The organism is 'Cynodon dactylon' phytoplasma, from assembly GCF_009268075.1.
Classification (GTDB): domain Bacteria; phylum Bacillota_I; class Bacilli_A; order Acholeplasmatales; family Acholeplasmataceae; genus Phytoplasma; species Phytoplasma cynodontis.
In genome coordinates, this window is the sequence record NZ_VWOH01000001.1 from 201,671 (window position 1) to 214,179 (window position 12,509).

Annotated in this window: 11 protein-coding genes and 1 other RNA gene; 8 read left to right on the forward strand and 4 right to left on the reverse strand. The window is 21.8% G+C overall.

Going from position 1 to position 12,509, the window contains the following annotated elements; translation table 11 throughout:
• The first annotated feature begins 152 nt into the window (after window positions 1-152).
• The 8 genes from glyA to rsmG all read left to right on the forward strand — a co-directional run bounded on the left by glyA (window position 153) and on the right by rsmG (window position 6,361).
• Complete coding sequence (gene glyA / locus F1741_RS00975; RefSeq protein ID WP_152309741.1) at window positions 153-1,400, forward strand: serine hydroxymethyltransferase; 1,248 nt, start codon at window positions 153-155, stop codon at window positions 1,398-1,400.
• Window positions 1,401-1,598: 198 nt separating this feature from the next.
• On the forward strand, window positions 1,599-1,820 hold the full coding sequence (gene rpmE, locus F1741_RS00980; RefSeq protein WP_152309742.1) for a 50S ribosomal protein L31: 222 nt from the start codon (window positions 1,599-1,601) through the stop codon (window positions 1,818-1,820).
• Between the two features lie 106 nt (window positions 1,821-1,926).
• Window positions 1,927-2,502: a thymidine kinase gene (locus F1741_RS00985; protein WP_152309743.1), complete on the forward strand. Its 576-nt coding sequence runs from the start codon at window positions 1,927-1,929 to the stop codon at window positions 2,500-2,502.
• 42 nt (window positions 2,503-2,544) lie between these two features.
• Entirely contained in the window at window positions 2,545-3,054 is a 510-nt protein-coding gene (locus F1741_RS00990; protein WP_152309744.1) for a nucleoside deaminase, read from the forward strand.
• 14 nt (window positions 3,055-3,068) lie between these two features.
• Window positions 3,069-3,164, forward strand: an RNA gene (gene ffs / locus F1741_RS00995) — signal recognition particle sRNA small type.
• A 45-nt stretch (window positions 3,165-3,209) separates the two neighbouring features.
• Window positions 3,210-3,824 carry a hypothetical protein gene (locus tag F1741_RS01000; RefSeq protein ID WP_152309745.1) on the forward strand — a complete coding sequence of 205 codons (615 nt, stop codon included), beginning with the start codon at window positions 3,210-3,212 and terminating at the stop codon, window positions 3,822-3,824.
• Between the two features lie 64 nt (window positions 3,825-3,888).
• A complete protein-coding gene (mnmG, locus tag F1741_RS01005) occupies window positions 3,889-5,742 on the forward strand; it encodes a tRNA uridine-5-carboxymethylaminomethyl(34) synthesis enzyme MnmG (RefSeq protein ID WP_152309746.1) in 1,854 nt (617 codons plus the stop codon).
• A gap of 1 nt (window position 5,743) precedes the next feature.
• Window positions 5,744-6,361 carry a 16S rRNA (guanine(527)-N(7))-methyltransferase RsmG gene (rsmG, locus tag F1741_RS01010; RefSeq protein WP_244609559.1) on the forward strand — a complete coding sequence of 206 codons (618 nt, stop codon included), beginning with the start codon at window positions 5,744-5,746 and terminating at the stop codon, window positions 6,359-6,361.
• Between the two features lie 67 nt (window positions 6,362-6,428).
• Here rsmG and F1741_RS01015 read toward each other — a convergent pair whose 3' ends face one another.
• From F1741_RS01015 to groL, 4 genes are all read right to left on the reverse strand, one after another.
• Window positions 6,429-7,019, reverse strand: a complete 591-nt coding sequence (locus F1741_RS01015; protein WP_152309747.1) for a lambda-exonuclease family protein — start codon at window positions 7,017-7,019, stop codon at window positions 6,429-6,431.
• Between the two features lie 47 nt (window positions 7,020-7,066).
• The gene (locus F1741_RS01020) at window positions 7,067-8,845 is read right to left on the reverse strand and encodes an ABC transporter ATP-binding protein (protein WP_152309748.1); all 1,779 of its coding nucleotides are present in this window, start codon (window positions 8,843-8,845) and stop codon (window positions 7,067-7,069) included.
• Window positions 8,845-10,581, reverse strand: a complete 1,737-nt coding sequence (locus F1741_RS01025) for an ABC transporter ATP-binding protein (protein WP_152309749.1) — start codon at window positions 10,579-10,581, stop codon at window positions 8,845-8,847. Before F1741_RS01025 ends, F1741_RS01020 begins: the two co-directional genes overlap by 1 nt.
• 256 nt (window positions 10,582-10,837) lie before the next feature.
• Entirely contained in the window at window positions 10,838-12,457 is a 1,620-nt protein-coding gene (gene groL, locus F1741_RS01030) for a chaperonin GroEL (RefSeq protein ID WP_152309750.1), read from the reverse strand.
• Window positions 12,458-12,509 lie beyond the last annotated feature (52 nt).

The window sequence follows — 12,509 nt, forward strand, 5'->3', positions numbered from 1 at the left end:
TATCTATTTTTTTGTTATTATTATGAATATGATTTAATTTAACAAAACATAATAATATTAATAAATTTAAATTTATTTTATTAAAATAATAAGATATATTAAAATAAGATATTTTTTATTGTTGTAGATAAATATGGAGTTATTAAATTTAAATGGAATATTTAAAAAAAAAAGATTATGAAATTTATGAAACAATCGAAAAAGAGAAAAAAAGACAACAAAACAACTTAGAATTAATAGCTTCAGAAAATTTTGTTTCAAATTCAGTTTTAGAAGCTCAAGGAAGTATTTTTACTAATAAATATGTAGAAGGTTATGTTAAAAAGAGATATTATAATGGATGCGAATTTGCAGATCAAATAGAAAATATAGCCATAGAAAGAGCAAAAAAATTATTTAATGTTAAATTCGCAAATGTTCAACCTCACTCTGGTTCTCAAGCTAATATGTCTGTTTTTCAAGCTTTATTAAAACCAAATGATTGCATTTTAGGAATGTCATTAAATGCTGGCGGACATTTAACTCATGGTTCTAAATTTAATTTTTCTGGTAATTTTTTAAAATCTTTTAGCTATGGAGTCTCTAGAGAAAAGGAAATAATTGATTTTGAAGAAGTTAGGAAAATGGCTTTGAAAATTATGCCTAAGATGATAATTGTCGGTGCTTCTTCTTATTCTAGAAAAATAAATTTTTATCAATTTAGAAAAATAGCTGATGAAGTAAATGCTTATTTAATGGCAGATATAGCACATATAGCTGGTTTAGTTGCTTGTAATCTTCATCCTTCCCCTTTTTTAGCTGAAGTAGATGTAGTTACTTCTACTACTCACAAAACTTTAAGAGGTCCAAGAGGTGGTCTTATTTTAAGTAATAACGAAGAAATTATGAAAAAAGTAAACAAAGGTGTTTTTCCTGGTATCCAAGGAGGAGCCTTGATGCATGTTATTGCAGCTAAAGCAGTTGCTTTTAAAGAGGCTATGGATGAAAAATTTATTCTTTATCAAAAACAAATTTTAAAAAATGCTAAAGTATTAGAAAAAATTTTAAAAGAAAAAGGTTATCGTCTTATTAGTGGCGGAACTGATAATCATTTACTTTTGATAGATTTAAAACATAAAAATCCAAATTTAAATGGAAAAATTGCTTCTGATATTTTAAGTAGAGCTAATATTACTGTTAATAAAAATGCTATTCCTTTTGATAAAGAAAAAATATTTTATTCTAGTGGTATAAGAATTGGAACACCTGCTATGACTACTAGAGGTTTTAAAGAAAAAGAATTTATTCAAGTTGCTAATTTAATAGATAATGTTTTGAGTAATTATCAGAACGAAATTATTATTGATAGAGTTAAAGAAAAAGTTATTTCTTTGACTAGCCAATTTCCTTTATACATATGAATTTATACATATAAATTTGTATAAATTATATAAATTATTTTGATTTTTTTATTTTTATTAATTTTTTGCTTATTTTTGCTTATTAATATTTTTTGTGTTGTTTATGAAATATGTTATAATTAATTAGTGTAGATTTTATGATATTTGTTTTATATTATTTTTGTATTAATTTAAAATTGATTAAGGATTTTTTATATTATGAAAACTAAAAAAACTAAAAAAAGCCAACCTAAAATTTATGAAATAGAAGTTGTTTGTGATACTTGTCAAAAAAAACATATAATAGGTACTACTATTTCAAAAATGAAGATAGATATTTGTTCAAATTGTAGTTCTGTTTATAATGATTCTCAAGATTTTGTTACTGTAGCAGGTCAAGTAGACAAATTTAATAAGAGATATCGTTTAAAAAATAAATAATTACAACACTAAATAAAATTATTTTATTTTTTTTGTTTAATTCAATTTTATTTAAATAATTTATTTAAATAAAATGAAAATTTGAAAGTATGAAAGGTTTTGATAGATGATTTTCAGTAATAAAGGTTTTATAGAAGTTATTTGTGGTCCTATGTTTGCTGGTAAAACTACTAGATTAATAGAAAAAATTAAATTTTTGCAATCTCAGAATATTGATTTTTTAGTTTTTAAGCCTATTATTGATAATCGTTATTCTTTAAAAAAAGAATTAGTAACCCATGATTTGGTCACTTTCCCTTCATTAACAATTGAAAATATTCACGAAATTTTAGGTTTTATTAAAGCAACAACTAATACTTTATTTATAGATGAAGCACAATTTTTTGATAATAAAATTGAATATATTTTAAATGATTTATCTTATAAAGGTATAAATATTTTTATTAGTGGTCTTGAGTTAGATTTTTGTGGTAGACCTTTTGGTTCTATGCCGTATTTGTTATCAATAGCTGATAAAGTAACTAAGTTAAAATCACGTTGTGTTGTATGTCAAAGTGAGGCTTCTAGAACACAAAGATTAAATCAAAATGGGGAAATTCCTAATTCTAAAGAAGAAGTTGTTTTGATAGGCGGAAAAAATTTTCATGAACCACGTTGTCGAAAATGTCATATTTTTTTATAAATTAATTTTTTTAATGAAGTTAATTTAAAATAATTTTAAAAAATGAAAAAAATAGAAAAAAATAAAAGTATTTATTGTAATCATTTTTTTTTTATGAGAGAGGCTTTTAAAGAAGCTAAAAAAGCTTTTTATAAAAATGAGGTTCCTATAGGAGCTGTTGCTGTTTTAAATAATAGAATTGTTGCTAGGGCTTATAATAATACAGAAAATAAAAAATTATTTTTTGCTCATGCAGAATTTTTAGTTTTAAAAAAATTAAATAAAAAAATAAAAAATCATAAGTTTGAAAAAATAAGTATTTATACTACTTTAGAACCTTGTATAATGTGTATGGGCGCTTTAATACAAGCAAGGGTTCAATCATTATATTACGGAGCTGAAAATCTTAAATCAGGTTTTTTTAGCAAAGTTGGTATTCTATCTTCAGACAGTTTGGATAATTTTTCTTTTTTTTATGAGAAAATATCTGTCCAATCAGGTTTTTTATCTGAAGAAAGTTCGTTTATTTTGAAAAAATTTTTTTTAAATTTAAGAAAAAAAAATAATTTTTAAATTTTTAACTTTTACTCAAGTTATTATTCAATTAAAAAAAAATGAATTTGGTCAGGTCTTAATTGAAGCAGCCATAAGTTTTAATTTGATGTGGATAATAACTTGAGTAAAAGTTAAAAAAATATTCTTAAAACAAAGAGAGAATTTTATTTTAGATGTTAAAAAAAATTTTTTACAAAAAATTTAAAATTAAATTATTTTCTTCTATTTTTGATGGTATTTTAAAAGATGAAAAACCTTTTATAGAAAATGAATTTTTTTTAGACGGTAAAAAAATAAAAATAGAATTTTTTTATCTTTGTCAAAATAAATATAACAGTTATTGTTTAGAAATTAAACAATATATTGTTTGGACTATCAAAGATAATATTTGTCGTGTTTTTATAGATAAAAATTATTATTGTGATTTTAAAGAATTTTATCAAATTAAAGTAAATATAATTTATGTTGATTTTTTATATAAGATATTAGAAAAACGTAGATATCTAATATACAATAATATTTTATATTTTATATTTTTTTCTTTTTTCTTTTTATTTTTTTTCTTTTGTGGAAAAATTTATTTTAATTATAAACAATTTTTATTTTTTTCATTTTGTTTTATTATTTGTTGTTTATTATTTTTTTTCTTTTTTAATAAAAAACAAAAAAAAATTTTTTATGATTTTAAAAAAAATATTTTTGATATAACAATTAAAAAAACTAAAAATTATTTAGGTGAAGAAAAATTTGAAAATATTTTAAAAAAACAAAAATCGTTTTTTTCTTAATTAGATTTTAATATGAGTAATTTTAAATTATTTAGTTTTTTTAAAAATGGAGATATTACGAAAGATGATTTATGAAAGTATTGTGGTTGGAGGTGGACATGCTGGTGTCGAGGCTGCTTATACATTATCTAAAAAACATAAAACTTTACTTATAACTGGAAATTTAAAACAAATAGCTATTTTGCCATGTAATCCTTCTATTGGCGGACCTGCTAAAGGAGTAGTAGTTAGAGAAATAGATGCTTTAGGTGGTTTAATGGGTAAAGCAGCAGATTTATCACAAATTCAAATAAAAATGTTGAACACTTCTAAAGGACCGGCTGTCAGAAGTTTAAGAGCCCAAATTGATAAAGTTAAATATCCTCAAGTTGTTTTAGAATTCTTAAAGAAAAATTCTAATCTATTTTTTTTAGAATCTTTGGTAAAAGATTTGATTATTGAAAAAAATATAGTAAAAGGTGTTAGGTTACAAAATAATAGTGTTATTTATAGTCAAACTGTTATAATCACTGCAGGAACTTATTTATCTAGTCAAATTTTAATTGGTAAAAAAAAAATTAATCAAGGTCCTAATAATTCTCCTACAACATATGGTATTAGTTATCAATTAAGTAAAAAATATGGTTTTGAAATTATTCGTTTAAAAACAGGTACTCCTCCTAGGGTAAAAAAAAATACTATAGATTATAGTAAAACTAAAATTCAAAAAGGAGATGATTTTCTTCAAACTTTTAGTTCTCCTTCAATAATTAAAGAAATAGGCATCCAAAAACCTTGTTTTTTAGTTTATACAAATAGCGAAACTCATAAAATAATAAAAGAAAATTTAGATAAATCTCCTATGTATAGTGGATATATTAAAAGCAAAGGACCACGTTATTGTCCATCTATAGAAGATAAAATAGTAAGATTTTGCGATAAAGAAAGACATCAAATTTTTATAGAACCCGAGAGTTTAGAATTAGAAGAAATGTATTTACAAGGATTATCTACTAGTTTTCCTGAAGAAATACAACATCAGATTTTAAAAACTATTCCTGCATTAGAGAAAGCGAAAATTGTTAAATATGCTTATGCAATTGAATATGACGCTTTTAATCCTAATCAGTTAAAATATAATTTAGAAACTAAGAAAATTAAGAATTTGTTTTTAGCTGGTCAAATTAATGGTACTAGTGGTTATGAAGAAGCAGCATGTCAAGGTTTGATGGCTGGTATAAACGCTAGTTTAAGAATTCAGAAAAAAGATATTTTTGTATTAAATAGAAAAGAATCTTATATTGGTGTTTTAATAGATGATTTAATAAATAAAGGAACTTCTGAACCATATAGATTATTAACTTCTAGAGCTGAATTTCGTTTGCTTTTAAGGCATGATAATGCTGATTTACGATTGACACATTATGCTTATAATATGGGTTTAATAGAAAAAAAAATTTATGAAGAAGTAGAGATAAAACGTAATACAATTTCTTTTTTAAAAGATAAAATTAAAAAAATTGTTATAAGTCCCAATAAACAAAATCTGGATTTTTTGAAGAAGTATAATTCTTCTTTAATCAAAGAAAATATCTTTTTATATCAATTATTAAAAAGAAACGAAATAGATACTAATGCTTTGATTTTTTTTCTTGATAAAAAATATAATCAAGATATTTTAGAACAATTAATGATTCAAATTAAATACGAAAACTATATTTTGAAAGCTGAAAAAGAAGCAGATAAATTAATTTTTTTAGAAAAAAAAATAATACCTAATAATATTAATTATGATGAAATTCATAATTTATCTATGGAAGCTAAAGAAAAATTAAATTTAATTAAACCTAATAATTTAGGTCAAGCTTCTAGAATTTTAGGAATTAATCCTTCTGATATTTCTATTATTAATATTTATTTAAAAAGATATCAAACATAAAATGATTTATGATAATTTGCTTAAAGAAAGTTTTTATTTAAATAGTTTTCAACTTAATCAATTTAAAAAATATTATTTTTTTTTAAAAATTTGTAATAAAAAAGTGAATTTAACTTCATTATTATCCGAAAGAGATGTTTATATAAAACATTTTTATGATTCTTTATTTATTTCTAAAATTATTAATTTAAAAAAAATAAAAAATTTATGTGATTTAGGAACAGGAGCAGGTTTTCCAGGTATTCCTCTTAAAATTTTAAATCCTCATTTAGAAGTTTTTTTAATAGAATCTAATAAAAAAAAAGTTATTTTTTTAAAGAAAATCATTTCTATTTTAGATTTATCTAATGTTTTTGTTTTTAATCAAAAAGTAGAACAACATAATTATAAGTATAATTTTATTATTACAAGATCTTTAGGTTCTTTAAATATTGTTTTAAAACTATCTTCTTTTATAACTAAAAAAAAAGGTTATTTATTAGCTATGAAAGGACCAAAATATATTAAAGAATTGGAAAATATTAAAAAAAAATATTCTTTTATTTTCAAAAAAAAGTTTATTTCAGAATTGCCTTTTCAATTAGGACAAAGAGTTAATTTACTCTTTAAAAAAAAATAAATAAGAAAATAATATTTTTTGATTTATTATAAAATCAAAATAAAAATCTATTATTTTTTTATTTTTTTTATTTTTTATCTAATTTATTCAAGGTTTTTTTGGCTTCTATAAATAAATTGTAAAAATTTAAACAAATTTTGTACATTTTATTTATAAAAGAAATATCTCTATCAACTTCTTTAACTTTAGCATTTTGATAAGTATGATATACCAAAAAAAAAGCCTTTTGAGCGTTTGAACAGTAAAGTTGTGCTTGGATTTGAGCATAGTAAAATATAGGTATTTGATCTTTGTGAAAAAAATTTTTCCAAGTTTGACTCTTTTGAGAAAAAGGACATTTTATTTCTAATATTGTTTGGGAATTTTCGTTCCATCCATCTAAAGAAGCTGAAAAAAATTCTTTGACACAAACTATAGGAGCGAATTCTGTTTTATTAATTTCATTAAAAAAATTTCTAGCTTCTCGTTCTAGAGATCTTCCATGTTTCATGGCTAAATTATCTTCTATTTTTTCTCCAAAAAGTTTTCTTTTAAAAAGATTTTTTTTATTATCAAAAGGATTTAAATCCATAATTGTTGCTACTTCAGAAGCATTGATATATTTTTCTCTATGTTTATGCCAATTATCTGAATTTTGTTTTATTTTTAAATAATTCATATATTTTTTATAAATTTTATAAACCTTTCTTTTGAAGTAATATTTTACTATTTTTCAAATTGACTTTGGAAAAGATTGTAGTAAAAGCCTTTTTGTTTAAGTAATTCAGTATGTTTACCTTTTTCTATAATATAACCATTTTTTAAAACAACAATCATATCAGCATTAATAATAGTGGATAAACGATGAGCAATAACGATAGATGTTCTATTATTAAATAGTTCTTGAATTGATTTTTGAATAATTAATTCCATCTGAGTATCAATAGTTGAAGTTGCCTCATCCAAAATTAAAATAGAAGGATTTCTTAATAAAATACGTGTGATAGTTATTAATTGTTTTTCACCTTGAGATAAATTATCTGATTCTTCGTCTATTAAAGTTTGATAACTTTTTTCTTTTTTTATAATAAAATCATGTAATTTAGTTTTTTTAGAAGCTTGTATAATTTCTTCTTCTGTTGAATTAGGACTACCATATTTTATATTTTCTAAAATAGTTCCTTGGAATAACCATACATCTTGAAAAACAACTCCTAAAATTTTTCTCAAACTTTCATTTTTTATTTTATTAATGTTTATTCCGTCAATATTAATATTACCTTCTTCTATTTTATAAAATCTTGTTAACAAATTTATTAAAGTTGTTTTTCCAGATCCTGTAGGTCCTACAATAGCAACCATTTGTTTTTGATCAATAGATAAGTTAATATTTTTAATAATTTGATTATTTTTTTCATATCCAAAACTCACGTTATTAAAATTTATATATCCTTTTGTTTGGTTTAAATTTATTAGGTTATTCAATTTTTCTTCTGTTTCTTCATATTCTGACAAAAAAGTAAAAATTCTATTCGAAGCTGCTTTTGTAGATTGTAAAATAACAAAAGCTTGGCTTATATCGTTTATAGGATTTCCTAATCTCCAAACATATTGTGTAAATACTTGAAAAGTACCTAATTTAAGAGTTACAAAACCTAATTTAGTAAAAAAATAATTTAAATTTTCTTTCATTAAAAAAAAACCTAGTACAATCATTATTGATAACATAGTATAAGTTAAAAAGTAAATAATTGCAATAGAAGAACCAGATAATAAATTGGATTTAAAAATTAGTTTCGATAATTCTTTATTTTTTTCTTGAAAATCTTCAAACACTTTTTTTTGTTGATTATATAGAAGAATTTCTTTGTGACCTAAATATTTTTCTTGCAAAAATCCATTATATTCTCCTGTTTTTTCAAATCTTTTTATAAATAAAATACGAGATTTTTTATTAATTAAAAAAATAGTTATAAGAGACAAAGGGATCATCATAAATATAATTATTCCTATTCTAAAATTAATCCAAAACATTAAACTTGTTAATATAGATATATTAAAAAAAGAACAAATAAGAGAAGAAAATGTTTGTTGTAAACCATTAGAAACTGTTTCCATATCATTACTTACTCTACTCATTATATTTCCTATTGTATTTTGATCAAAATATTGTATAGGTAGTTTATGAATTTTTGCATGCAGTTTTTCTCGAATATTTCCTAAAGATTTATGAATAGAAGGTATAAGTAATTTGTTATAAATGAATTTACCAATTGTACAAATAAAATATAGAATAAAATTAAAAAATAAATATGTAAAAATTATTTTTTTATATTGGATTATGTTATCAGTATTAGAAGAATTTTTTTTTATATAATCCATAATATAATTTCCTTCAAATATAGGAATATAAGCACTAATAATAGAAAAAATCATTATTAAGAATATACTAATAATTATTTTTTTTTTGAAGGGTTTCAAGTAATAAAAAAAAATTTGATTCATTATAAAACCTCTTTTATTCTTTGTGAAAAAGCGATATCTTGATAAATTTTACATTTTTTAATTAATTCTTCATGTTTACCAATATTTACTATTTTGCCATCAACTAATACTACTATTTTATCTGCTTTCTCGATAGAACTTAATCTTTGAGCCACAATTATGATAATTGAATTTTTTATTTTATTTAGTAATGTTTTTCTGATGATTGAATCAGTTTTGTAGTCCAAAGCAGAAAAAGAATCATCAAAAATATAAATATCAGGTTCTTTTAAAAAAGCCCTTGTTAAAGAAAGTCTTTGTTTTTGTCCACCGGATAAGTTAAGTCCAAGTTCGCTTATTTCTTCTTTTAATTGGTTTTTTTTACTTTTTATAAATTCATGTGCTTGTGCTATTTCAGCTTTTTCTAACATTTCAATTTCTGATGCATTTTTTTTTCCGAATAATAAATTACTAAAAATTGTTCCTTTGAATAAAATATTTTTTTGTGATACAAATCCTATTTTTTCTCTAAGTTTATTTATATTAAAATTTGTGATATTAATTCCATTAATTTGGATTTGACCTTTAGTTGGTTCTATTAAACGAGGTATTAAATTCACTAGAGTAGTTTTTCCTGAACCTGTTTTTCCAACAAAAGCTATTAATTCTGAACTATTAACCTCAAAATTAATATCTTCTAAGATCATTTTTTGAGAGTCAGGATATTTAAAACATACATTTTTAAATTCTAATTTTTTTATTTTTCCTATTTTTTCTTTTTCTAAGTATTTATTTAGATTTTCTGTTTGAGTATTAAGTATTTGTTCTAGATTTTTAACACAAATTAAAGTTTTAGGAAACATCATGAATAATAGTAAAAAATTTAGTATTGAAAATAAAACATGATATTGTAAATTAATACAGTTATATAAATCACCTATTTTTAAACCTGTATCATTATAAGCATTTTTTTTGATTAAAGTAGCTCCTATTCCTGTTGTTAAAATAATAGAAGTGTTTAATAAAAGATAAAATAAAGGTTCTATAGATACCATAGAAATAAAAAAATTTATGATTAATTTTTTATATTTAGAATTTATTTTTTCAAATTTTTTTTTTTCGTATTTTTCTTGATTTAAACTTTTTATTACTTTAATACCTAAAATATTTTGACGTATAATAGAGTTTATTTCTTCAGCTTTTTGTTGTTGTTTCATTGATAGATTATAATTTTTTTTAACTAGAAAGAATAACATAAAAATAAAAAAAGGTATAGTTATAAAGATAGTATATGCTAATTTGAATGAAATTAAATAAATACAAAATAAACTAATAATTAACATTATTGGAGAGATAATAGCTGATTTATAAAAATTTGATACAAAACTCATTATTTGATAAATATTAGTAGTAGTACGATTCATAAGTTTAGAAACACCAATATTTTTGATTTCTGTTATAGAAAAATTTTGTATTTTACTAAAAATTAGAGTACTTAAATCTTTAAAAATTAGAGAAGAAATTTTAGCTGAACAAAAATTTATAATTAAATGTCCTGTAAAAGCTAATATTACTAAAAAACATAAAATTAATATCATTTTTATAAAATGTTCTTTCATATAATCAACATTGTTAATTACGTATTTTCCTATTATATAAGGTATTATAATTTCTCCACAAGATATAAGAATTATAGATATGAAGTTTAATAAAAAAAATATTTTGTATTTTAAAATATATTTAAAAATTATTTTCATAATTAATATTAATGACTACTTTCTTTATTTTATTTTAAAAAATAAAAAAGATATTTTTTTGTTTTTTAAAATAAAAATTAAATAAAAACTAACTATATATACTATATATAATAATATACTATTATTTTTTTTATAAAAGTATTTTTATTAAAAAAATAAAAAAAAATTAATTTATAAAAAAGACTTTTTTAGAAAAAATAATTAAAGTTTTTTTATAAATTAATTTATATTTTTTTTAATTTAAACAATAAAATTATTATAAAGAAGAAGGATCATTTATAGAATTAGAGTTATTTTTTTCATTTGCAGATGATACTACTGCTGCTCCTGTAGTAATAATAACAGATGCTATTGAAGCTGCGTTTAAAATGGCATGTCTAGTAACTTTAGTTGGATCTATTATACCTTCTTTTAACAAATCTACATATTTACCTTCTTTAGCATCAAAACCAAAATTTTCTTTTTGTTTTAATTGTTCTTGTATAACTGTATCTCCGTCAAATCCAGCATTTTCTGCTATTTGATAGGTAGGAATTAATAAACTATCTAATACTGCATTGACACCTTTTTGAACATCATGATTAGTTTCTAGCATTTCTTCTTTTAAATTTTTGTAAATTTCTATTAAAGCCTTGCCTCCGCCCACAACAATACCTTCAGTAATGGCAGCTTGAGTAGCATTCAAAGCATCTTCTATTCTTAATTTGTTTTCTTTTAATTCAGTTTCAGTAGCCGCTCCTACTTTAATAACTGCTATTCCTCCGCATAATTTAGCTAAACGTTCTTTTAAAACTTTTATTTCTTGTTCATTGTTGTTTTTGTTTATTTGAGATTTTATTTCTTCGATTCTTTTTTCTACCATTTCGTTTTTTTCATTATTAATTAAAACCGTACTATCTTTTTTGATAATAACTTTATTAGCTTTTCCTAAAAAGTCTGAATTAACACTTTGTAAATCCATATTTAAGTCTTTAGAAACAAATTTAGCTTTAGTTAATGTAGCTATATCTTGTAACAATTCTTTTTGATTATCTCCGAATCCTGGAGCATTTGTTGCTACTACATTTAAAATACCACTAATTTTGTTTAATATTAAAGTACTAATTACGTCATTTTCGAAAGATTCAGCAATAATTAATAAAGGTGTTGCAGTTTTTTTGAATATATCTTCTAATAAATTTCTTATTTCGTTTATATTATTGATTTTATGATCTGTTACTAAAATATAAGCTTTTTCTAATTCTACTGACATATTTTCTTTGTTAGTTACAAAATGAGGTGATACATAACCTTTTTCATATTGCATTCCTTGAACTACTTCCAATTCAGTTTCAAATCCTTTTGATTCATCAACATTAATAATTCCGTTTTTTGTTACTTTTTCCATTGCAGAAGCGATAATTTTACCTATTTCTTTACTACCAGATGAAATGGAAGCTACATTTTCTATATCTTCTTGAGTTGTTACAGATTTAGATTTTTTAAGTAATTCTTGAGATACTCTTTTTGCTGCTTTTAAAATACCTTCTTTAACTGAAGTTGATTTAGCACCTGCATCAATAAATTTAAATCCTTTATGAATTATATTTTGAGCTAATACAGTAGCTGTTGTTGTCCCATCTCCTGCATTATCGTTTGTTTTGCTTGCTGCTTCATATATTAATTTAGCTCCCATATTGTGATAAGGATTTTTTAATTCTATTTCTTTAGCAATTGAAACACCATCATTAATAATATGAGGATTTTCATAATTTTTTTCTAAAACAACATTGCTACCTTTAGGTCCTAATGTTATTTTTACAGTATCCGCTAAAATATCTACTCCTTTTAAAATTTCTTTTCTAGCTTCTTTGCCAAAAATAATTTCTTTAGACATTTTTCTTTCATCTCCTTCAATTGTAAATTTTTATTTTCAATTTTATTTAAAA